Source organism: Burkholderia sp. 10_S31, from assembly GCF_056930375.1.
Map to the genome: position 1 here is coordinate 3,478,802 of NZ_JBXOWK010000003.1, position 22,557 is coordinate 3,501,358.

Below are 22,557 nucleotides of genomic sequence, written 5' to 3' on the forward strand. Positions count from 1 at the left end.
GCATACGCATCCGGGAGAAAGGGCGCTTCGGCGCCCTTTTTTCATGACCGTCGTACAAGGGCTGTCGCATGCCCGCCTCGCATCGACCCCGATTTGCAACCAGCCGTAACCACGCGCACAAACGCATCAGGATACGAATCGCTTTCATGCGAATGACAGGCGGATTCGTCGCGCAGAACAGGCATCGCAGGCGCGTCGAGGCTCGGTCCATCAAAAAAGGGCGGCTCGTCGCCGCCCTTCGTTTTCAGCGTCCCGCGCCCGCCAGCGGCGCGGCGGCTGCAACCGGCTCGAACAACGCATCGGCCTGCCTGACGCGCACGAATCGCGCGGCGTCTTCCCCGTCCACCAGCGCGCGGAAATGCGCTTCGCCGCACGCGAGCTTCGCGCGCTCGTGCTCGGTCGTCACGTTGCCGTCCGCATTCGGCGTATCGACGACGAAATACAGCCGCTCGCCGCCATCCTGCTCCGCCAGCACCGCCCAGTCAGGGTGATAGCTGCCGAGCGGCGTCGGCACGCGGAACCACGCGGGCAGCTTCGCGTACAGCTTCACGCCGTCGTGTGCTTCCAGCGCATCGGCAAACGCACGCTCCGCATCGGTCTCGCACACGACGGCCTCGTGGATCGACTTGCGCGCATCGGGCCGCAGGTTGCGCAGATAGCCGGTCAGCGCCTCGCTCTCGAACGATTCGAGCGCATGCACGTGGCGTTCGCCGAGCTTGCGGTACGCGATGCCCGCGACCAGCGCGAGCCGCTTGCAGCGGTTGATCGCATCGGCGGCCACCGCGATGAACTGCTGCGGATTCACGCGAAAATCGTCGAGCCGGCCGCTGTCGGCCAGGATCGTCGCGAGCGAGCGGCGCGTGAGCTGCGTGCGATCCTGCAGTTCGGTGAGCAGGTCCGGCAATGGCAGCTCGCCTTCGTCGATCAGCACCGTGCCGGCGCCGGCCACCTCGATCGCCTCGATGCCGGACTTGCCGATGTCGATCTCGGCCTTGCGCCACTGCAGCCGCGCGCGTGCGATGTCCGGCGCGTCGCGCAGCGCGGCCGTGCAGTCGCGCACGAGCTTCGCGTTGTCGAACTCGACGCTGTACACGGTGCGATGGCGGATACGCTCCCACAGTGCGCGGAAGTCGTCACCGAACACGACAACTTTGCCCGATGCATCACGCCGCAGCGCGATCGCGCGGCGCTCGTCCGCATTGCGCACCGCGAAGCGGCCCGACAGCTTGCGCAGTGTCGCGACGATCGGCGCACGCAGCATCTCGAACGCATCCGGCAGCACCAGCGCGCTTTGACGCAGCACATCCTTCAGCCGGTCGAGCACCTTGCCCTGCGCGTCGACGTAGCCCTGCTCGTGCAGGTGGTTCCACAGGATGCGCGACAGCTCGATGCCGAGCGCGTGCGCGGGCCCGTCGCCTTCCTGCACCGGCAGCGCCGCGAACTGGTGTTCCTCGACGATCCCGAAGCGGATGCCCGTATCGGCCTCGATTTCCTTCTGCAGGTTCTCGGCGAACGACTCGTAGCGCTCGGTCGCGATCACGGTGAGCGTGTTCACGCCCGCATCGCGCACGCGTTCGCCGTCCTGGTCGACCGCGAGGCGCAGCCCGCGGCCGAGCGTCTGGCGGCGCTCGCGTTCGGTCTGGATGTCGCGCAGCGTGCAGATCTGGAATACGTTCGGGTTGTCCCAGCCTTCCTTCAGTGCCGAGTGCGAGAAGATGAACTTCAGCGGCGTGTCGAATGACAGCAGCGCTTCCTTCTCGCGCATGATGAGCCCGTACGCGCGCTCCGCGTTCTCGCGGGCCGCGGCGCTGCTCTCGCTCGTGTCGGTCCAGCCACCCTTGCGGTCGATCGAGAAGTAGCCGTTGTGCGCACGCTCGACCTCGAGCGCGACGTCGACGCCGTCGAACAGCGCACGGTAGGCCGGCACGCGCGCCGCACGCGCATATTCCTCTTCGAAGATCAGCGCGTAGTCGCCCTTCACGGGCACCCCGTTCTCGTCGTAGCGGCGGTAACGCTCGACCGAATCGACGAAGAACAGCGACAGCACCTTCACGCCGCGCTCGGCCAGGCGCAATTCCTTGTCGAGATGCTCGCGGATCGTGCGGCGGATCATCTCGCGCTGCACGGCGAGCGTGTCGATGTCGCCGAACGCCTCGCCGAGCGACAGGAACGCCTCGCCTTCCGGATGACGCAGCTCGACGTATTCGGCGCCCTTCACCGCATGGACTTCGCCGACTCGCAGCCCGGCATACAGCGCGCGCTTCGTCAGGCGTTCGAGATCGTCGCCGTCGGTCGCCGACACGATCTGGCGCTTCACGCCGGCCGCGGTCGCGACGTCGAGCTCGATGCGCGCGCTGATCGCGCCGCGCCGGTTCGACACGCCGACGAGCCGCACGTACGGCTTGTTGTGCGCATCCTCGACGATCGCCGATGCGATCTCGATCTGCTTGACGAGCTTGCGCTCGTACGCGTCGACCGCATCGAGCCGGTACACCATGTGGTGACGATCGACGTGCGTCGCCGAATAGCGCAGCGTGCAGAGCGGCGCCATCGCGGCGAGCGCTTCGCGACCGCGCCCCTCGAGCCCGCCGTCGACGCTTTGCGGCTCGTCGACGATCACGATCGGCCGCGTCGCGCGGATCAGGTCGATCGGCTTCTCGCCGCCGGTCTTCTCGCTGTCCTTGTAGAGGTTGTTGATCTCTTTCTTGTTGATCGCGGCAACCGTCATCACCATGATCTGGATCGCCGCACTCGCCGCGAAGTGGCGCACCTGGCCGAGCTTCGCGGAGTCGTACAGGAAGTAGTCGTAGGGTACGCCCGCATACAGCGAGCGGAAATGATCCTCGGTGATCGAGAGCGTCTTGTGCACACCTTCCTTGATCGCGATCGACGGCACGACGATCACGAACTTCGTGAAGCCGTAGCGGCGGTTCAGCTCGAAGATCGTGCGCAGGTACACGTAGGTCTTGCCGGTGCCCGTCTCCATCTCGACGGTGAAGTCGCGCGAGCCGGGCAGGCCGGACGGCGGCAGCCCGCCGCGCAGCTGCACGTCGGCAAGATTGCGCGCGAGCGCGTCGTCGGTCAGCGACAGCCGGTTGCCGACGCCTTGCTCCGACACCGCGAAGCCGAGCGAGCCTTGGGCCGCAGCCGTCGTGCCGGGCGCGGCGTTGGCGAGCACGCTGAAGTCGCCGCGATACGATTCCTGGCCGCGAAACAGGTCGCAGACGGCGTCGATGGCCTCGCGCTGGTAGTCGAGGTCCGCTTCGAAGTGCAGCCGCATCACAGGCTCCGCACGCGCTTCACGCCATGCTGTTCGAGCAGCGCGGCGAGATTGAGCTTTGCGACGTCGTCGACGAAGCCGCTGTCGCGGAACAGGCACGTGACGTCGCGCGTCGCGCCGGTCGCATCGAGCAGCTCGACGATGCCGTCGGCGAGCGGGCCCGCGTCGTCGCGCGAAATGCGCGCATCGAAGCACGCGACGATCGAGCGGCCGATCAGGTGCACGGTCTTGCCACCAACCTGGTGATGCTCGACCGGCGTGCACAGATCGAGGCCGAGCTTCAGCGTCAGCTCGGCGAGCAGGTCGTCCTCGGTGCGGCCGGTCTTCACGTGTTCGACGGATGCGAAGAGCGCGTGGTCGAAGTCGTCGCGGCGCGGATCCCACTCGATCACGTTGGTCGTGTCGAGCCGGTACACGCGGAAGCCGAGGTCGCCATAGCTTTCCGGATAGTCGCGCGCGACCTGCTGCGCGGTGCGGCGCAGGCGTTCCTTCGTGATTTCCGCGAGCGTCAGCGGCTTCTTCAGCTTCGCGCAGAAATCGGCGGCTGCGAGCTGCGTCTTGTCGCGGCGGTCGAGCGCCTCGGGCAGCTGCACGAGGATGTAGCGGCGCGCGCCGCCGTCGGTCGCGTTCACCTGCATTACCGCGTGGCCGGTCGAGCCGGAGCCCGCGAAGCAGTCGAGCACGATGTCGTCGCCGCGCGTGCACCAGCCGATCACGGCTGCCGCGAAATCGACCGGCTTCGGCAGGTCGAACGGGATGCCGAGCGTCTTGAGCAGCGCGTCGTCGGAGCCGGCGAACGGCAACACCGACGGCACGTTCTCGTACATGTTCTCGTCGAGGTAGTAGATCCGCTGCGGCTGCGTGGTTTCGTCCGCGCCGAACTCGATCTGGCCGCGCTCGATCAGCGCCTGCATCGTCGCGGGCGGGTTGCGCCAGCCGCGCGCCGGCATCGCGCACGGCTTGCCGGTGACCGGGTGGATCAGCGGCGTGAAATACTCTTGCGGCGCCTTCTTCTTGTTCGGCCAGGCCATCGACACGAGGCGATACACGCGTCCGTCGGCCGACAGCCGGTCGTACATCACCTCGCCGCCGGACAGGTTGGTCTGCGCCTTCATCCACGCGCGGTATGCCTTCTGCGCGTCCTTTGCGTTGCCGCTGCGGTACACCGCGTCGTGCGCGGCATCGAGCATGCGCTGCGCGTTGCGCTTCGGGCGCTTCAGCGGCGCCTGCTCGAGCAGCGTCTCGGCATTGCGCGCGAACAGCACCAGCGATTCGTGCTGGTACGCGACGCCGCGCGCATCGCCCTTCGGATTGCGCTTGTCCCACACGGCGACACCGAGCTCGTTCTCCTCGCCGAAGATCTCGCGCAGCATCAGCACGAGTGCATGCACCTCGTGCTCGTCGATGTGCACGGCGATCAGCCCTTCGTCGGACAGCAGCGCGTGCGCGAGCTTCAGGCGCGGATACATCATGTTCAGCCAGTCGGTGTGGAACCGGCCGTTCGCCTCGGTATTGGTGCTGCGCTTCACGCCGCCGTCGGTCTGGCCCGTCATCGCCAGGTAGTGGCGGATGCTGTCGCTGAAGTCGTCCGGATAGACGAAATCGCTGCCGGTGTTGTACGGCGGGTCGATGTAGACGAGCTTCACCTTGCCCGCATAGCTCTTGTGCAGCAGCTTCATCACGTCGAGGTTGTCGCCCTCGATCACGAGATGGCGCGTGTCGTCCCACGCGACGCTGTCGCCGGGGCAGGGACGCAGCGTGCCCGTCGACGGCGTGAGCGCGGCCTGGCGCGCGCTGCGCTTGCCGTGCCAGTGGAAGCCGTAGCGCTCGTCGGCGTCGCCGACGGTGCGCTCGCCGACCAGTGCCTTGAGCACGTCGACGTCGACCGACGCGCCGTCCGGGCCTTCGGTCACGAGTTCGGGGAACAGCGCCTTCAGGCGCGCGACGTTGTCGGCGGTGAAATCCGTCGACATCGCCTGCGGGCTCGCCGCATCGAGTTTCTGCATCGTTTTTTCCATCGGAGCCCGGCCGCTTGCGCCAGGACGTCGGGCGCACTCACGGCACCGGCGGCAATGGCCACCCGGGCAAACCCGAAACGCTAGCGAGTCGGTCGGCGCAGGTCAAGCACCGATGTGAGGCGATCGTGCGCGCATCGGCCGCGATCGCCCGCCCCACGGGCCGCAAGCGGCTTCGGGCCGGTTGTCGCGGCACGCGCCCCACGGGCGTTTTCCGGGTATCCCGGGCGGGTCCAAATCGACGAAAAAAAGGGCACGGTCGGCGCGGTGTGCCGGCGTGCCCGCATGGAGAGTCCCGAACGGAGGGAGCGGCGGGGCGCGGCGCGCCCCGGCCGCACGGTCAGAAGCGCGTGCGGATGCCCGAAGTCAGTTCGAGCTGGTTCTTCGCGCCGAACGTCGACGACACCGTGTAGCCGCCGTGCAGCTTCATGTAGTCGCCGGCGAGGTACAGCTCGGTGCGCTTGCTCAGGTGATAGAACACCGACCCGTAGATCGTTTCCTTGAAGCCGTTGCCGACGCCGTTCGTCAGGCTGAACGCGCCGAGGTTCGCGTTCGGGACGAAGCCGTCCGAGTTGTACGCGGCGTTCTTGACCCGCATCTGCTGGTAGCCGAGCTCGTAGTCGAGCGCGCCTTTCGGCGCGATCTTCATCGACACCGTCCACGAATCGTCGTGACGCTGGCCGAGCGAGCCCTGGTCGCCGTTGTAGCGGAAATAGCCGGCGTTCAGGCGCACGATGCTGAACGCATAGTTGCCGCCGACCGAGAACGTCTGGTTCGTGAAGCCGCCGTTGTTTACGTGGTTATAGAAGCCCGATACGGCGAACGGTCCGCCGTTGTAGCCGAGCGCGACCTGGTATGCGGAACCGGTCGCGAACGCGGTCGAGTTGCTGAACTGGTAGCCGGCGCTCGCGAAGATGCCGTTGCTGAACAGCTTCTTCCACGCGAGGCCGTTGTTGTAGCGCGTGCCGGTCGGGCCGGCCGCGTAGAAGATCATCTGCTTGAAGTTGTTCGAATTGGTCCAGCCGCCTTCCTCGGTCGTGAGCTTCGCGGAGCCGTACGCGTCGCCGTAGATCGCCGATGCATCGCGCGCGATCGTGTTCTGGAAGCCGGCCGTCAGCTTGCCGAAGCGCTCGTCCTCGACGCCGACCCACGCGTCGCGGTCGAAGATCTGGCCGTTGTCTTCCATCTGGCCGTTCGCAACCACGTATTCGCTTTCGAGGCGGAAGATGATCTTCGTGCCGCCGCCGATGTCTTCAGCGCCTTTCAGGCCCCAGCGGCTGCCGCTGAACCACGGCTCGCCTTCGTTGCCCATCCCGATCACGTGATTGCCGTTCGCGTCGGCGTGAGTCCGGTAGGTCGGGAAGCTCAGGTCCATCAGGCCGTACAGCTGCACGCTCGACTGCGCATGCGCCTGGGTGCCGGCGCACAGGCCTGCCGCCGCGATGGAAAGGGCAAGGGTTTTTCGTTTCAAGATCTTCTCCTCCGAGCTACCGCATTGAAATCTGTTCGTTGGCAGTACGTAATGTATGCCGGATGTTGCCGGCCACAGCGAGAGGGCCGACGTGTAGCATCGTAGAGGGGGCAATCCTTCACGCCGCTTTCCCTAAGGAAAGAATCGGATCGGTGAAAACACCGAACGCGCAATAATCGAGAATCGGGCAGGCGGCCAGTCGAATGCGAGCCGGACGGCAACCTTCAGCCTGCCCGCATTACGTTATACGAATTGATGTGGAGGGACGGGGCGTCAGGCCTGCACGCCCTTCGCGCGCAGGATATAGCCGAGCCCGCGCAGCGTGATGATCTCGGCCGTGCTGCCCGCGAGATGCTTGCGCAGCCGGTGGATGTAGATGTCGATCGCATCCGCGCTCGGCTCGTCGTCGAGCGCGAACACGCTGTCCATCAGCCGCGCCTTCGACACCGTCTTGTTCTGCTGCAGCATCAGCGTTTCGAGAATCGCATGCTCGCGGCGGCGCAGCGCGAGCACCGTGTCGCCGCAGCGGAATTCGCGCGTGCCGAACGCATAGACGAGATCGCCGCATACGAGTTGCGTCGTGCCGACGCCGGCCTGCCGGCGGATCAGCGCGCGGATTCGCGCAACCAGCTCGCGCGATTCGAACGGCTTGACCACGTAGTCGTCGGCGCCCGCGCCGAAGCAGTCGACCTTGTCGTCGACCGAGCCGTGCGCGGTCAGCATCAGCACCGGCACGTTGTCGTTGCGGCGCCGCAGCCGCGCGAGCACTTCCTTGCCGCTGATGCCGGGCAGCCGCATGTCGAGCAGCACCGCATCGTAGCGCTCGGTCTTCAGGACCGAGTCCGCGCGCTCGCCGTCGCCGACGCAGTCGACCGCGAAATCCTCGCCGCGCAACAGGTTCACGATCCAGTGCGCGAGTTCGGCGTTGTCTTCGACGAGCAGGAGTTTCATGGCGACTTCATCTCTTCAATCATAGGCGGGCAGCCGCACGGTCACGACGATCCCGCGATTGCCGGACCCCGGCGCGAGCGACACGCTGCCGCCGTGCGCCTGCGCGATCTCGCGGACGATCGCGAGGCCCAGGCCCGAGCCTTCGGTGTCGGCCGACACGCGGTAGAACCGCTTGAACACGTGCGGCCGCGCTTCGGCCGGAATGCCGGGGCCGTTGTCGACCACGTCGAGCACGACCGTGTCGCCGTCGCGCCGCGCGCAGACCGTCACGCAGCCGCCGGGCTGCGTGTAGCGCACCGCATTGTCGACGAGGTTCATCACCAGCGCGGTCAGCAGGCTGTCGCTACCCGCGACGTCGAGCCGTTCGCCGAGGTCGGCGCCGAGGTCGATGTCGCGCCGCTGCGCGAGCACGATCGTTTCCTCGAGCACGCTCGACACGACGGCGGCGAGATCGACGCGATGCGTGAGCAGCGTCGACGGCGTCGCTTCCGCGTGCGCGAGCAGCAGCAGCTTGTCGGTCACGTCCGCCATCTTGCGGCTGCTGCGCTGCATGCTGTCGAGCACGGCCGCGAGCTCGCGGTCGTCGTGGTCGCGCTGCCGCGCATACTGGATCTGCGTGTCGAGCACCGCGATCGGCGTGCGCAGCTGGTGCGCGGCGTCGGCGATGAAGCGGCGCTGCGTGGCCGTGTGCGTATTCAGCCGCGCGATGCACTGGTTGATCGCGTCGACGATCGGCCGCAATTCGTGCTGGAGCCGCTCCGGGCGGATCGGCTCCAGCTCCATCGGCCCGCGGTCGGCAACGTCGTCCTTCAGCTTCATCAGCGGGCGCAGCTCGAGCGTGAGGCCGAGATAGACGAGCACGATCGCGAGCACCAGCATCAGCGACAGGCGCACGAGCTGCGGCCGCCAGATCGTCGCGACCATCGCGTCATACGAGCGCGTCGTCTTCGCGACGACCACCGTGACCGTCTCGACCTGCCCCTCGTCGTACAGCTGGCGATCGTAGGCGGTCGCGCGCAGCGGCACGCCGTCGAGCGACGTGTCGTACAGCGTCGGCTCGACGCCGTGCTGCGCCGGCACCGCGAGCGTGGGATTGCCCGCGAGCAGCCGGTCGTGGCCGTCGATCACCTTGTAGAACACCGAATCGCCCGACGGCGACTCGAAGATTTCCAGCGCGGCCGGCGGCACGTCGGCGACCGGCAGCCCGTTGCGCCATTCGACGTCCTCGCCGATGGTGCGCGCGGATGCGACGAGCGCGCTGTCCTGCACGAGCGCGGCCGTGCGCCGCGCGGTGTCGTACGACATCGCGCCCGCGATCAGCACGAAAGCCGCGAGCGGCAGCAGCAGCCACCACAAGAGCCGCCCGCGCAGGCTGTGCGCCATTCCGTCTCCTCAATGCCGAACCGCGCCGGGGCAACCGGCGCGGTTCGGGCGTGTCATCCGATGCGTGCGCTGCTCTCAAGAAAACGCCGGGCCGCCCCAAGTTTTCTTGACCCCCTCGGGGGGCCTGGCGCGAAGCGACAGGTTTGGGGGCGCTCAGAACGCGGCGGGGCGCCACTTCAGCAAGCGCTTCTCGACCCAGGTCAGCAGGTAGTCGGCGGCCAGCGCGACCACGGCCAGCACGATCATCGCCGCGAACACGCCGCTCGCGTTGAACGCGCCTTGGGCGGTGGAGATTAGCAGGCCGATGCCCTGCTTGGAACCCAGGAATTCGCCGACGACCGCACCGACCAGCGCGAAGCCGAAGCTCACGTGCAGGCTCGCGAGAATCCAGCTGAGCGCGGACGGAATCACGACCGACGTGGTGATCTGCCGGCGCGACGCGCCGAGGATCTGCGCGTTCGCGATCAGGTAGCGGTCGGCTTCGCGCACGCCCTGGAACGCGTTGCCGAACACGACGAAGAACACCATCACGACGGCCAGCGCGATCTTCGACGCCATCCCGAGGCCGAGCGCGATCACGAACACCGAGCCGAGCACCACGCGCGGAATCGAGTTCGCGATCTGGATGTACAGGCCGAACACGTCGGCCATCAGCTTGTTGCGGCCGAGCACGATCCCGCAGATCACGCCGGCGACGGAGCCGATCAGGAAGCCGATCGCGGTTTCCTCGAGCGTGACCCATACCTGCGTGAGCAGCGGGCCCTGCGACGTGCCGTTCACGAACCAGTCCTGGATCTGCTCGAAGATCAGCGACGGCATCGAGAAGAAGAACGGATCGATCCACTTCAGCCGTGCGGCGAGCTCCCAGCCGCCGAGCACGACGACGAGCACGGCGATCCGCAGCGTGACGATCAGGTTGCGCCGGCGGCGCAGCCGGCGTTGCGCGGCGCGCTCGTCGTCCTCGAGCGTCGTCGCCGGAAGGGCGGTAGTGGGAAGCGTCATGTCGGTCATGCTCCTGTCCTTGCTGTGTCTTGCCATTGCCTGTCGTGAGGCGTGTGCGTCAGCCGATCTGCACTTCTTCGCGCAGGTCGTGCCAGATGTCCTTGGAAATTTCGATGAAGCGCGCGTCGTAGCGCACTTCCGACATGACGCGCGGGCGCGGCAGGTCGATCTCGTACACGCGCTTGAGCGTCGCGGGGCGCGCGGTCAGCACGAACACGCGGTCGGCGAGCGCGATCGCCTCCTCGAGATCGTGCGTGACGAACACGACCGAGCCCTTGTTCGCGGACCAGAGCTGCAGCAGCTCGTCCTGCATCAGCGTGCGCGTCTGCATGTCGAGTGCGGAGAACGGCTCGTCCATCAGCAGGATTTCCGGCTGGTTGATGAAGGTCTGCGCGAGCGCGACGCGCTTCCTCATCCCGCCGGAGAGCTGGTGCGGGTAGTGCTTCGTGAACTTGTCGAGGCCGACCTTGCGAATCCATTCCTCGGCCTGCGCGTACGCGACGTCCTTCGAGCGGCCGCGAAACAGCGGGCCTGCCGCGACGTTGTCGATCACGTTGCGCCACGGGAACACGGCGTCGGCCTGGAACACGAAGCCGATGCGCGGGTCGATCCCGTCGACCGGGCGGCCCATCACGCGCACCTCGCCGGACACCGGCTTGAGCAGCCCGGTGATCAGGTTCAGCGTGGTCGACTTGCCGCAGCCGGTCGGGCCGACGATCGCGATGAACTCGCCGCGCGCGACGCTCATGCTGAAGTCGCGCAACGCGACGGTGGCCTTGCCTTCCGGTGAAATGAAGCGGCACGACACATTGCGAAACTCGATCGCCGGTGTGCTCGGGGAAACTGCCTGGTTCATCGCATTCGTCCTGCGGGTGAAGAGGGCGCCGCATCGTGGCGACGCCGGGCCGGTCAGCCGGGCCGGAACGGGGAACGCACGGCGGCGGGATCGCCGCCGCCGGCGCCTGTACCGGGATCGATTACTTCGCGTTCACGAAATCGTTGGTGTAGGTGCGCGCCAGGTCGATATGCTTGCCCTTCACCGACGGGTTGAACGCCGACAGCACCTTCAGCACGGTCGCCGGGCCGTCGGCCGGCATCTTCGCGTCGGCCGTATACATCGGCAGCGACGCCTTCAGCGCGGCCACGTACAGGCCCTTGTCCTTCTGGTAGTCGGCCGGCATCTTCGCGGCGATTTCCTCGGCGCTGTGCGTGTGGATGAACTGCATCGTCTTCGCGAACGCGTGTGCGAGCTTGGTGGCTTCCACCTTGTGCGAATCGGCCCATGCCGACTGCACGTACAGGCTCGCGGCCGGATAGGTGCCGCCGAGCGCGGCGCGCGTGCCGTCGACGGTGCGCATGTCGACCATCACCTTCGCGTCGCCCATCTTCTCGAGCGCTGACACGGTCGGCTCGGTCGTCATCCCGGCGTCGATGCGACCCTGCTTGATCGCGGCGATGAAGCTCGCGTCGGCGCCGACCGGCAGCATCGTGTACTGCGTCGACGGCACGCCGTGCTGCAGCGCGAGGTATTGCGTGAGGAAGCTCGTCGACGAGCCGAGGCCCGTCACGCCGAGCGTCTTGCCCTTCGCGTCGGCCATCGACTTGAAGGTCGGCGCGGCCTTGGTCGACACCATCTCGACCTCGCCCGGCACCTGGCCGAACACGGCGATCGCCTTGACTTCCTTGCCCTTGCTCTGCAGGTCGATCGTATGGTCGTAGAAGCCGACGACGGCCTGCACGGCGCCCGCCAGCAGCTCGTTTTCGGCGTCGACGCCGGCCGGCTGCGACAGCAGTTCGACGTCGAGGCCTTCGGCCTTGAAGTAGCCGAGCTCCTGCGTGAGCCGCGCGGGCAGGTAGATCAGCTTCGCGATCCCGCCGACCATGATCGTGATCTTGCCGCCGTCGTCGGCGAAAGCGGGGTGAGCGGCGAGCGTGCAGCTCAGGCTGGCTGCAACGGCGAGGGTGCGCAGGATGGGTCGCATCGGGGTCGTCTCCTTCGTTGTATTCGTATGGCGCGATGCTTGCTGCATCGTCCTGACGAGTATAGGAAGGCGAAACCTTCTGCAACCTTTCGTGGGGGGACGATTCCTTTAGGGGTTTTCCATAGACATAAAGCAACAGCGGCTTTCCGCACGGTCCGTGACTTCCGCCGCGACAGACGACCTCGTCTCGAAAATTGATGCGTGTCGTGTGCCGAGGTAGAAGGAATTTTTCATTCCTCTTACGGAGCCACGTCATGCGGGATGCGCAAGACCGCGACATGGTGCGTCTGGGCGACAGCACCGACCACGGCGGCAAGGTCATCGAAGCGACCGACGAGTTGAAGCACCTTGGAATTGCCGTCGCGCTGGACGGCCACGGGGTGACGTGTCCGACATGCGGCGGCGTTTTTCCGCTGTTGGCAAGCGGACCGCGTACACATCGTGGCCGGCGTGTTGGTTACCACGGCGACAAGACCGGTTGCGGCGCAATCGTCATTGGCCAGCTGGCAATTGGGGCGGAATAAATGGCGATTTTTACTCAGAATCGCACACTGTCCATCGCGGGTGCGTCGTTACCGACCTATGGGATGGACGCGCTGCCGGTCTTCGTTCCAGTGCGGTTGCAAGGCACCGAAACCATCGGCCGTCTCGATGGATGCCGCTATCTCGTCACGTTGCGAACCGACGACGCCTATGCGGTCTCCCCCAGTCGCACGGCCGATCTCGATCTGGACAAGATAGTCGGCACTGAAGTGACGGTGTCGATCCAGCTCGAAGGCAAAGGGCAGTTCACCCAGGGGTTGGCCGGCGCCGCCGGACTCGGCAACATCGGCGCGGGAACGCGCGAGATCAGCGGATTGGTCGAAGCGGCACGGCTTGCCGGACAGGATCGCGATTCGATCCTGTACGAACTGGAGTTGCGCCCGTGGCTCTATCGCGCAACGCTGACGCAGGACTGTCGCCTGTTCCAGGATATGACCGTGGTCGACATCACCGACGCGGTACTCGCAAAATACCCGTACCCCGTCGACAAGCGTCTGGGTGCATTCCGGGGCGTCTATCCGACACGCGATGTGCAGCGACAGGCGTTTGAATCGGACTGGGCATTTCTGCAACGCCTCTGGGAAGAATGGGGAATCTGGTGGTGGTTCGAGCACGACGGCGGCCATCATCGCCTGGTTCTATGCGACTCGATGGGCGGCCATCAACCGCACGGCGCGGCCTACGAGACGCTCCGTTATCTGCCGCCCGATGGTCAGCGTATCGATGAAGAACACATTCACACGCTGTCCGTGACCAGCCGACTGACGCCGGGCCGCGTGACCGTGACGGATTACGACTACACGCGCCCGTGTGCCGATCTGGCTGCCACTGAGGAAGACCCTCGCCCGACCGCCAGCGCCGACGGCGAGATATACGGTTGGGGCGATTACAGTCAGCCGCTCGCGGGCGCGCAAGGACTAACGGGGCAACCGAACGATACGGAGCGCGAGGCGCGGCACTTCGCGCGCGTGCAGCTCGAGGCGCAACGCTGCGCCGGGCGGCGTGCGAACGGACAAGGACATCTGCGCGGCCTCACGGTCGGGCATACCTTTACGTTGACCGGCTATCCGCAGCAGGCGGCGAATCGTGAATACCTCGTCGTATCGTGCGCGCTCGATATCGAGGACATCGCGGGGCGCACCAGCAGCGCGCAGCCCTATCGCGTTGACGCGCAATTCGAACTGTTGCCGACGAACGAGCCGTTCCGACTGGAACGCAGTGTCCGCAAGCCCGTCATGAGCGGGCCGGAGAAGGCCATCGTCGTCGGTCCCGCCGGACAGGAAATCTGGACGGACCAATACGGCCGGGTGAAGGTGCAATTCGCCTGGGACCGGCAGGGCCGGCACGACGAGCATTCCGGTATCTGGTTGCGGGTGCTGTCACCATGGCAGGGCGTGGACATGGGCGCGACGTTCATCCCGCGCGTCGGTCATGAAGTCGCGGTGTCACACTACTATGGCGACCCGGATTTGCCGGTGATTATCGGCAGTGCCGTCAACGCATTCCGCCAGCCTGCGTTGGACCAGCCGCACAATCACGCGATATCGGTGATTCGCGGCCGGGAATTCCACGGCACCGCATCCGGTCATCTCGCGATCGACGATACGCGGGAACAAATCCAGACGCAGATTGCAAGCGATGCCGGTACGTCGCAACTCAGTCTCGGCAACATCCGGCGCGTTACGCGAAAAAAGGGGCGTGCGGATGCGCGCGGCACGGGCTTCGACCTTCGCACCGACGATTGGGGCGTGGTGCGAGCGTTGAGGGGTTTGCTTGTGTCGACGGATGGTCAACCGGGCGGTCCCGGCCATGCAAAGGACGCCAAAGAGGCCGTCGGCCGGCTGACGCAGGCGCGTGAGCTACAGGAAAGCCTGTCAGGGCTCGCGCAACGACACGAAGCGCAGCAGTACGAAGCGGATCAGGGCGAGGTCGCGAAGGCGGTCAAGGCACGCAACGATGCGATCAGGGGCAATCCGCCCAGCGCAGGAAACGACTTCCCGGAGTTGACGGAACGCGACATTGTGCTCGCGGGATCGGCCGGCTTCAGTCTGGCGTCGGAGCGCACCGTTCATCTGGCGAGTAACGAGGACATCGCAGTAACGGCGGGGCGGCACGTTGGCTTTGCCGTCGGCCATTCGTTGTTCGCGAGCGTGTCGAACGCATTTTCGTTATTCGTGCACAAAGCGGGCATGGCGCTCGTCGCCGCAGCGGGGAAAGTGCGTATCGAAGCGCAGACCGACGGTATCGATCTGCGCGCGAAACAGGCCATCAACGTCGAGAGTACGACCGACAGCATTCAGCTTCATGCCGCGAAGGAAATCGTGCTGCACGCTGGCAATACGCAGGTGCGGATCAGTGACCAGGGCTACACGGTCCACACGGCGGGCGAGCACACGATCCATGCGGGCAGTCACCAGACAGAGGGGCCGAGGGGAAAGGGCGGCGGTTTCCCGCCATTTCCGAAGTCAGGGCCGGGCCAACTGGAGGTCCTGCGTCACTACGTGACGGATTCCGCGGTCGAGAAAAGCACCTTCACGGTCACCGACAGCCTCGGTGCGCAACATAGTGGGACGCTCGACGCGTCGGGCCGTGCCGTGGTGAACGGTCTTGCCGCAGGCGCCGTCACCGTCGCTTACGGGCGCGATCCACACGATCCTTGGGATGCTTCGAGCTATCTCGAACAACCCCGCTGGCAACCGGAAGGCCTCGCCTGACCAGCCTTCCTCGACCTTTCCCCTATTCCAATAACAACATGGCCGACAAACCACCGACCATTCCGCGCATCGATGCTGCGATCGTGCCGCTCGACCGCGTTCATTTCGCCGATCTCGAAGCCGGCGCATCGCAATTCGACAACTGGCTGCGCACGGCCAGCGGCGGATACGTGACGCTCGAGCGGATCAAAGAGGTATCGGCAGCGCTGCCGGTGGCGGGCAACATCATTGCCGCCATCGACGTTTGCGGTGACATCTCGACGCTGATCCAGGGCCGTAACGTTCAGCCGCGCACCGAGGCGGAGCGCATCGAACGGATTCTGGATTGGGCAAATCTTGCGATCAATCTGATCGGCGTGATGCCGATTCCGCCCGGTACGACTGCCGCGCGCATGTCGCTGCGTCCGACGCTGGGGCTGGTGCGGCAGGCCGTCAAGCAGGGTGCCAAAGATCTCGCCACCGCGTCGGTAGCCGTGATCGCCGGGCACTTCACGGCAACGCTGATGGGCGAGCTCAAGCCTTTCGTCGAGGAGGCGAAGGCGAAGCTGGTCCAGATCCTGAGCGATGCGGGTCAGGAAGCCGAGAAACGGATGACCCAGTTGGCGGATGGTCTGGACGCGTTGGCGTCGGGGCGACTGACGGATCCGAGCGAGAACCTGAAGGCGGCACGCCAGAACGTGTCGCGCGTCTCGGGCAGTGCGTTGCTGCACGATCCGACGCAAACGTTGGATGACTTGTTCGGCGCAGTGTGGGAGGTCTACAAGGCCGGTGCTAAGACGGGGGTGAACGTCCTCGTTTCGCTCACGCCCGCCGAGGCTCGAGCGACGGTGCGCAGCTTGGCCGCCGACATTCGCGCCAGCATCCCCGACGTCAGGAAGCGGATCCAGAGCCTGTCGAGCGAAGACGTCGGGACGGTGATGTACATGCTCAACATCCTGATTCGTGCGATCCAGGTGTATGAGCAGAAGAAACATCATGTTGGGGCAACGGTCGACAGCAACAAGGCCAACCAGGCGAAGCGCAAGGAGAGCGGTGCGCAAGTCACCAACCTCTCCCGTGAAGCCAAGCCTCAAAAGCCGGGGCCGGGGTGCCTTTGTGAGCCGGGGCAACCTCCTGCACGCGTGGGGCGCGCAATCGGGCTGGCGCTAGGGGACGAATCGTTCGCGCATACCGACTTTGCGTTGCCGGGCGTCATCCCGATCGAATGGACGCGCGCGTATCGCTCGAACTTCGGTGCGCACGATGCGCAGGGGCCGCTCGGGCCACGCTGGACGACGTTGTATCACGCGGCGTTCGAGGCGAACGGCGACGGGTTCCTGTACCACGATGCGCAGGGACGCACGATCGCCTATTCGTCCCTGCCACTTGCGCAGGCGCACCACGATGCGCGCGAATCGTGCACGCTCACGCGCGAGAGCGCCGATCGCATCCGCGTCGTGCGCGGCGAGACGCTGACGGAGACCTACGAACGACACGGCGTGCACTTCCGATTGACGCGAACCGAGGATCGCTCGGGCAATGCAGTCACGCTGACGTGGGCGGACGATCTGCTGGCCGGGATCGAGGCTGCGGGCGTACGCATCGTCTTGAGCCATGATGCGGCAGGCCGCATCGTGCGACTCACGCAACATGACGCCGCCGGCGCAGCGATCCGCCCGCTCGCGCATTATCGTTACGACGACGCAGGCGATCTGGTCGAGGCGACCGACGAAAACGGCGCATCGTGGAGTTACGCGTACTCGCACCACCTCGTGACGCGCTACACGGACCGCACCGGATGCGGGATGAACCTGGAGTGGGACGGCACGCATCTTGACGCGAAAGCGGTTCACGAGTGGGCAGATGGCGGCACGTTCGACACGCGGCTGACATGGCACGAGCGGCTGCGGCTGACTTTCGTGACCGACGCACTCGGCAATACGACCCAGCATTACTACGACATCGACGGCTACGTGTACCGGATGGTCTATCCGGACCACACCGAGGAATGGTTCTTCCGCGATGCCGCGAAGCACGTCACGCGGCACGTGTTCCCCGATGGCACGGCGGAGTCCTTTACGTGGGACGACGCGGGGCATCTCACTTCGCACACGCAGCAGGACGGCCGCACCGCGTATTACGTGTACGACCGTCATGGCAACCTGACCGGTCTGCAGGATCAGGAGGGCCACCGCTGGGAGCGCTACTACGACAGCAAGGGGCGTGTGGCCGAGGCGCTCGATCCGCTCGGTCGCGTCACGCAGTACGAATACGATCGCGCGGGTTTGCCGGTTGCGATCACCGATCCGAAGGGGGGCACGACGAAGATTGCGTGGCGGCCGGACGGGCAGATCGCGAGTTACACCGACTGTTCGGGCAAGACCTCGACGTGGAAATACGACGAACGCGGTCGGCTGGTGGAGGCGAAGAATGCGGTGGGCGAGGCGACCCGCTATGGCTATGAAGCCGGGCAGATCGCTTCGGTGACGCGGGCAGACGGCCAGCGCGAGACGTTCGAGCGCGACGCCGAGGGCCGCTTGCTTACGCATCGGGATGGACTGAATCGCGAGACGCAATATCTGTACACGGCAGCTGGCCTGCTGTCGCAACGTAAGAATGCACGAGGCGACACGCTGGAATATGCGTGGAACCCGCTCGGCCAGATCATGACATTGCGCAACGAAAACGCGCGCGAATACCGGTTCGGCTACGACACCTTCGGACGGCTGACGAGCGAGACGGATTTCGATCAGCGCGAGACGCGGTATTACCGTGATTCGGGCAGCGGTCTTGTGATCAATCGGCTGGCTGGCGGCGTCATGCAGGCGTTCGACTACGACGCGATGGGACGGCTCGAGCGCCGGCGCGGCTGGCTGGCGCAGTTCACTGACCGGGGACAGGTGTTCCTGATGCCGCAGGGAGAGGTTCAGGTCGAGACCGAATCGTTTCAGTATGACGGCTTCGGGCGACTGCTGACGGCGAAGAATCGGCAATCGCGGGTGCGGCGCTTCTACGATCCGGTTGGCAATTTGAGCCGGGAACATCTGGATCTGTCCATCTACAAAGAAGACTACGAGTTCGTCTGGCGGCACGAGTACGACGATGTCGGCGCGCGCATTGCGACGACGCGGCCGGACGGACGGCGGGTCGACTGGCTGACCTATGGCTCGGGCCATGTGCACGGACTGATGCTGGATGGCCGGAGCATCGCGCACTTCGAGCGGGACGATACGCACCGCGAGACGCTGCGCGAGATGGGCAACGGGTTGAAGCAGGCGACGGAATACGATCAGGGTGGCCGGTTGGCGCAGCAGACGCTGCAGGGCACGAGCGGCAAGGTGATGGAGCGGCGCTACCAGTACGATACGGCGGGCCAGCTCGTGCAGATCTCGGACATGCGCCGGGGCGAGATCGAGTATGCGTACGATCCGCTCGGACGGCTCACGCGTGCGCAGTCGTCGCTGGGTGTGGAGGCGTTTGCGTTCGATCCGGCGAGCAATATCGTGACAGCGACGGAACGCGACGAGCACGGCATCGGCGTGCTGGGCGACAAGCAGGCGACGCCGCTGCTGGACAATCTGCTGAAGGAGTACGCGGGCACGCACTACGTGTACGACCAACGCGGCAACCTGACGGAGCGCAAACGTAACGGCGAACATACGACGTTCGGCTGGAACCCGTTCGACCGGATGGTGAAGGCGAGTGACCATCGCATGGAGGCGACGTATGTGTACGACGCACTGGGCCGGCGGATCGTCAAGCTGACCGAGCCACAGGTGCCGCACTTGTACGGTGCGGGCAGCGGCTGGCGCGATGCGGAGCGCCAACGGTTGAAGCAGGAGCACGGGTATGGCGTGACGCTGTACGGATGGGATGGCGACACGCTGGCATATGAGACGTCGTGGGAGAAGCGCGAGACGACGCACTACGTGTACGAGCCGGGTAGTTTCACGCCGCTGGTGCGGGCGGTGGGTCCGGCGGTGCTGCGTGAGGGTGAAGGTGCGGTACCGGTCGTTACCTCGATCGCGTACTACCATTGTGATCAGATCGGCACGCCGCAGGAGGTGACGGACGAGGCGGGTGAGGTTACGTGGTTGGCGCGGTACAAGGCGTGGGGCGAAGCGAAGGAGGTGATCAGCGAGGCGGCCCGTAAGGTCGGGATCACGAATCCGCTGCGGTTTGCGGGGCAGTATTTCGATCGCGAGACGGGGCTGCATTACAACCGGCATCGGTACTACGATCCCAACACCGGACGCTTCATTAGCAAGGATCCGATCGGGCTGGCGGGCGGCTTCAATGTCTGGCAGTACGCGCCCAATCCGGTTGGGTGGGTTGATCCGTTAGGGCTTTCTGCGGCATCCGATCTACCTCGCGTGAAAGGACGAAGTGCGCCACGTGTAGGATCGGTGCTGAATGATGCGGGCTTTGCCAAAACGAAAGACAATGGCGTGAATGAGACTTGGAAGCATGCGGATGGATCGGAGGTTCGGGTTCATAAATACGGAAACAAGTGCCCTTGTCCTTATAGATCGGGAAATAACGCGCATGTCCACAAGGAAGATCCCGCTGGGAATCAACTTAATGATCGTGGGCTTGTATCACTAGATCCAAATGAAACGCACATTGGTATCCGTAACCCTGCTGATCTGCCAGCCGTTCGAGGGAGGCCGCACGGATCATGAGCTACGAATATAGATTGGTGTTTGACGACGCTGCTTCAGCGCAGCTTGTCATCGATTCACTGAAGTCGAGTGACGCCTGTGTCAAGGCGCAAGCTCAGGAAGTCTGCCTGAAGGACCGGGACCTACAGACGTTGGCTGAACATGATGCTAGGTTAACCAAAGTGAGTGATCGAGCGCTATGGCTGGAAGTTAATTTTAGATCGCCTAATTTGTACAATTTAGTGCAAGGAGCATTGGGCAGCAGGGTTGTTAGATGCTTCGAAGATGGGGATTGGGACGATGAAGTAACGCTGAAGGAGGCGTTTCGCATCAAGTCCAGTAACTAACTACAAGGGCCGCTGTCGCGGCCCTTGTAGTTATCGATGTTGGCGGTGATCCGGGGAGATGGTGATCTGCTCGGCCTGTTTTACTGCGGGAGCGATCTGCGCGGCGGTAATGGTGAGCTTGCCGTGTTCAACGTGAACGTGGAGCTTCTGGCCGGCTGGAAGCCGACAGCGAAGCGGCCCGCAAGACCGGGATCTGCGGTTTGCAGGACAGTATTTCGATCGTAAGACGGGGCTGCATTACAACCGCCATCAGTACCATGCTTGGCCAGCGGCCACTATGTATCAAAAGGTTCGGTGACGGGAGAAACGCCAGCCACACCCCTATGCCTTGCTCTTTACCTCCATCCCCCCAACACCCGCCCCATCGCATCAAGCCCCATGTCGAACAGGTGCGACACGAACGGCACGAGGTTCGGGATCATCAGTTGCACGAGCAACAGCCCGACCAGCATCGTGACCGGAAAGCCGATCTGGAAGATGCCGATCTGCGGCGCCGCGCGGTTCAGGATCCCGAGCGCGAGGTTCGCGATCAGCAGCGCCGCGACCACCGGCAGCGCGAGCAGCAGCCCCATCTCGAACACGGTCGCGCCGAACGCGGCGAGCGTGCGCCAGCCGGGCGCGTGCAGCAGGTCGGCCGACACCGGCAGCGTCTGGAACGACGCGGCCAGCGCCGCGAACACCTGCAGGTGACCGTCCACCGCGAGGAACGCGAGCATCGCGATCGCGTTCAGGAAGCGGCCCATCACCGGCGTCGCGCCGCTCGAATGCGGGTCGAAGAAGGTCGCGAAGCCGAGCCCCATCGACAGGCCGATGAAGTCGCCGGCCGCCTCGACGGCCGCGAACACGAGTTGCATCGTGAAGCCCATCGCGACGCCGATCAGGAACTGCGTGACGACGATCCAGATGCCCTGCGCGGAGAACACGGTGACGCCCGGCATCGCGCCGAGCGTCGGCGCGACGACCAGCGCCATGAATGCCGCGACGCCGATCTTCACGCGCACCGGCACCGCCGCGTGGCCGACCACGGGCGCCGTCGCGACGAGCGCGAGGATCCGCACGAACGGCCACAGGAAGGCGGTCAGCCAGCCGTTGAGCTGCGCGTAGGTAACCGAGAACATCGCGGTGGAGCGGGGCCGGGCGCGCCGGTCAGCCGGCGCCGAGCGTCGCGACGTGCAGCAGCGTCTGCCGCAGGTAGTCGAGCATCGTCGTCAGCATCCACGGGCCGGCGATCACGAGCGTCGCGGCCACCGCGAGCAGCTTCGGGATGAACGACAGCGTCGATTCGTTGATCTGCGTCGCGGCCTGGAACAGGCTCACGACGAGGCCGACCGCGAGCGCGACCAGCAGCAGCGGGGCGGCCAGCAGCAGGCCGACCATCATCGCCTGGTGCGCCAGCGTCATCACTTGTTCGGGCGTCATCGCGCGTTTTCCTCCGCTTACGTAAAGCTCTGCGCGAGCGAGCCGATCAGCAGCTGCCAGCCGTCGACCAGCACGAACAGCATCAGCTTGAACGGCAGCGACACGGTGGACGGCGACACCATCATCATCCCCATCGACATCAGCACGCTCGCGACGACCATGTCGATGATCAGGAACGGGATGAAGATCGTGAAGCCGATCTGGAAGCCGGTCTTCAGCTCGCTCGTGACGAACGCGGGCACCAGCAGCGACAGCGGCACGTCTTCCGGGCCCTGCATTGGCGCGGCCTTCGAGATCTTCGCGAACAGCGCGAGATCGGTCTCGCGGGTCTGCTTCAGCATGAAGGTCTTGAACGGCGCGACGCCGCGCTGCACGGCCTGCTCCATCGGCATCGAGCCGTCGGAGAACGGCTTGTAGCCGTCGGTGTAAGCGCGGTCGAGCACCGGCGACATCACGAAGAAGGTGAGGAACATCGCGAGGCCGACCAGCACCTGGTTCGGCGGCGTCGTCGCGGTGCCGAGCGCCTGGCGCAGCAGCGACAGCACGATGATGATGCGCGTGAAGCTCGTCATCATCAGCAGCATTGCCGGCAGGAACGACAGCATCGTGAGCAGCAGCATCGTCTGCACGCTCAGCGAATAGGTGGTGCCGCCGTTCGGGCCCGGGCTCGCGTTGAACGCGGGCAGGCCGGCCGCCTGCGCGCACGCGAGCGCGGGGGCGAGGCCGAGGATCAGCACGGGCGCGAAGCGCGCCGCGCGACGCAGGAATTCGTGTTTCATCGGAATGCAGGAACGGAAAGAGGGCGCGACG

15 protein-coding genes are annotated in these 22,557 nt (G+C 65.4%); 4 read left to right on the forward strand and 11 right to left on the reverse strand.

Features of this window, described 5'->3' with window-relative positions; translation table 11 throughout:
* Window positions 1-244: 244 nt before the first annotated feature.
* The 8 genes from AC1Z3W_RS36385 to AC1Z3W_RS36420 form a co-directional block, all read right to left on the reverse strand.
* Window positions 245-3,280, reverse strand: a complete 3,036-nt coding sequence (locus tag AC1Z3W_RS36385; protein ID WP_057928012.1) for a type III restriction-modification system endonuclease — start codon at window positions 3,278-3,280, stop codon at window positions 245-247.
* On the reverse strand, window positions 3,280-5,298 hold the full coding sequence (locus AC1Z3W_RS36390) for a site-specific DNA-methyltransferase (protein ID WP_483509473.1): 2,019 nt from the start codon (window positions 5,296-5,298) through the stop codon (window positions 3,280-3,282). Before AC1Z3W_RS36390 ends, AC1Z3W_RS36385 begins: the two co-directional genes overlap by 1 nt.
* Window positions 5,299-5,635: 337 nt before the next feature.
* A complete protein-coding gene (locus AC1Z3W_RS36395) occupies window positions 5,636-6,766 on the reverse strand; it encodes a porin (RefSeq protein WP_057928010.1) in 1,131 nt (376 codons plus the stop codon).
* Between the two features lie 273 nt (window positions 6,767-7,039).
* A complete protein-coding gene (locus AC1Z3W_RS36400) occupies window positions 7,040-7,717 on the reverse strand; it encodes a response regulator (protein ID WP_057928009.1) in 678 nt (225 codons plus the stop codon).
* A 15-nt stretch (window positions 7,718-7,732) separates the two neighbouring features.
* Window positions 7,733-9,100 (reverse strand): sensor histidine kinase, encoded by a 1,368-nt coding sequence (locus AC1Z3W_RS36405; protein WP_124834740.1) that lies wholly within the window; start codon window positions 9,098-9,100, stop codon window positions 7,733-7,735.
* Between the two features lie 153 nt (window positions 9,101-9,253).
* Window positions 9,254-10,102: an ABC transporter permease gene (locus AC1Z3W_RS36410; RefSeq protein ID WP_057928034.1), complete on the reverse strand. Its 849-nt coding sequence runs from the start codon at window positions 10,100-10,102 to the stop codon at window positions 9,254-9,256.
* A gap of 58 nt (window positions 10,103-10,160) precedes the next feature.
* Window positions 10,161-10,958, reverse strand: coding sequence for an ABC transporter ATP-binding protein (locus AC1Z3W_RS36415; RefSeq protein ID WP_006491292.1), 798 nt, complete (start codon window positions 10,956-10,958; stop codon window positions 10,161-10,163).
* A gap of 121 nt (window positions 10,959-11,079) precedes the next feature.
* Window positions 11,080-12,084 carry an ABC transporter substrate-binding protein gene (locus tag AC1Z3W_RS36420; RefSeq protein ID WP_483509474.1) on the reverse strand — a complete coding sequence of 335 codons (1,005 nt, stop codon included), beginning with the start codon at window positions 12,082-12,084 and terminating at the stop codon, window positions 11,080-11,082.
* Between the two features lie 254 nt (window positions 12,085-12,338).
* Between AC1Z3W_RS36420 and AC1Z3W_RS36425 the strand changes: the two genes are divergently transcribed.
* The 4 genes from AC1Z3W_RS36425 to AC1Z3W_RS36440 are packed head-to-tail and all read left to right on the forward strand — an operon-like array spanning window position 12,339 to window position 20,328.
* Window positions 12,339-12,608, forward strand: a complete 270-nt coding sequence (locus AC1Z3W_RS36425) for a PAAR domain-containing protein (RefSeq protein WP_124834742.1) — start codon at window positions 12,339-12,341, stop codon at window positions 12,606-12,608.
* Window positions 12,609-15,341 (forward strand): type VI secretion system Vgr family protein, encoded by a 2,733-nt coding sequence (locus AC1Z3W_RS36430; RefSeq protein WP_483509475.1) that lies wholly within the window; start codon window positions 12,609-12,611, stop codon window positions 15,339-15,341. It begins immediately after the preceding gene.
* 38 nt (window positions 15,342-15,379) lie between these two features.
* A complete protein-coding gene (locus AC1Z3W_RS36435; RefSeq protein ID WP_483509476.1) occupies window positions 15,380-20,002 on the forward strand; it encodes an RHS repeat-associated core domain-containing protein in 4,623 nt (1,540 codons plus the stop codon).
* Window positions 19,999-20,328: a hypothetical protein gene (locus tag AC1Z3W_RS36440; RefSeq protein WP_483509477.1), complete on the forward strand. Its 330-nt coding sequence runs from the start codon at window positions 19,999-20,001 to the stop codon at window positions 20,326-20,328. The genes AC1Z3W_RS36435 and AC1Z3W_RS36440 overlap by 4 nt, the downstream gene beginning before the upstream one ends.
* A 335-nt stretch (window positions 20,329-20,663) precedes the next feature.
* Here the strand turns inward: AC1Z3W_RS36440 and fliR are convergent, their stop codons facing one another.
* From fliR to fliP, 3 genes are read right to left on the reverse strand one after another with little or no spacing between them, the layout of a single operon-like run.
* Window positions 20,664-21,446, reverse strand: a complete 783-nt coding sequence (gene fliR, locus AC1Z3W_RS36445; RefSeq protein ID WP_124834746.1) for a flagellar biosynthetic protein FliR — start codon at window positions 21,444-21,446, stop codon at window positions 20,664-20,666.
* Window positions 21,447-21,474: 28 nt separating this feature from the next.
* On the reverse strand, window positions 21,475-21,747 hold the full coding sequence (gene fliQ, locus AC1Z3W_RS36450) for a flagellar biosynthesis protein FliQ (protein ID WP_006750427.1): 273 nt from the start codon (window positions 21,745-21,747) through the stop codon (window positions 21,475-21,477).
* Window positions 21,748-21,764: 17 nt separating this feature from the next.
* Window positions 21,765-22,526 carry a flagellar type III secretion system pore protein FliP gene (fliP, locus tag AC1Z3W_RS36455; RefSeq protein WP_124834747.1) on the reverse strand — a complete coding sequence of 254 codons (762 nt, stop codon included), beginning with the start codon at window positions 22,524-22,526 and terminating at the stop codon, window positions 21,765-21,767.
* Between the last annotated feature and the right edge of the window lie 31 nt (window positions 22,527-22,557).

What these genes read in the sequence shown, in the direction of transcription:
- AC1Z3W_RS36420 (WP_483509474.1), bottom strand. Translation starts at nt 12,084, where the DNA reads ATGCGACCCATCCTGCGCACCCTCGCCGTTGCAGCCAGCCTGAGCTGC.
- fliQ (WP_006750427.1), bottom strand. Translation starts at nt 21,747, where the DNA reads ATGACGCCCGAACAAGTGATGACGCTGGCGCACCAGGCGATGATGGTC.
- AC1Z3W_RS36410 (WP_057928034.1), bottom strand. Translation starts at nt 10,102, where the DNA reads ATGACGCTTCCCACTACCGCCCTTCCGGCGACGACGCTCGAGGACGAC.
- fliR (WP_124834746.1), bottom strand. Translation starts at nt 21,446, where the DNA reads ATGTTCTCGGTTACCTACGCGCAGCTCAACGGCTGGCTGACCGCCTTC.
- AC1Z3W_RS36425 (WP_124834742.1), top strand. Translation starts at nt 12,339, where the DNA reads ATGCGGGATGCGCAAGACCGCGACATGGTGCGTCTGGGCGACAGCACC.
- AC1Z3W_RS36390 (WP_483509473.1), bottom strand. Translation starts at nt 5,298, where the DNA reads ATGGAAAAAACGATGCAGAAACTCGATGCGGCGAGCCCGCAGGCGATG.
- AC1Z3W_RS36435 (WP_483509476.1), top strand. Translation starts at nt 15,380, where the DNA reads ATGGCCGACAAACCACCGACCATTCCGCGCATCGATGCTGCGATCGTG.
- AC1Z3W_RS36400 (WP_057928009.1), bottom strand. Translation starts at nt 7,717, where the DNA reads ATGAAACTCCTGCTCGTCGAAGACAACGCCGAACTCGCGCACTGGATC.
- AC1Z3W_RS36430 (WP_483509475.1), top strand. Translation starts at nt 12,609, where the DNA reads ATGGCGATTTTTACTCAGAATCGCACACTGTCCATCGCGGGTGCGTCG.
- AC1Z3W_RS36440 (WP_483509477.1), top strand. Translation starts at nt 19,999, where the DNA reads ATGAGCTACGAATATAGATTGGTGTTTGACGACGCTGCTTCAGCGCAG.
- AC1Z3W_RS36415 (WP_006491292.1), bottom strand. Translation starts at nt 10,958, where the DNA reads ATGAACCAGGCAGTTTCCCCGAGCACACCGGCGATCGAGTTTCGCAAT.
- fliP (WP_124834747.1), bottom strand. Translation starts at nt 22,526, where the DNA reads ATGAAACACGAATTCCTGCGTCGCGCGGCGCGCTTCGCGCCCGTGCTG.
- AC1Z3W_RS36405 (WP_124834740.1), bottom strand. Translation starts at nt 9,100, where the DNA reads ATGGCGCACAGCCTGCGCGGGCGGCTCTTGTGGTGGCTGCTGCTGCCG.
- AC1Z3W_RS36385 (WP_057928012.1), bottom strand. Translation starts at nt 3,280, where the DNA reads ATGCGGCTGCACTTCGAAGCGGACCTCGACTACCAGCGCGAGGCCATC.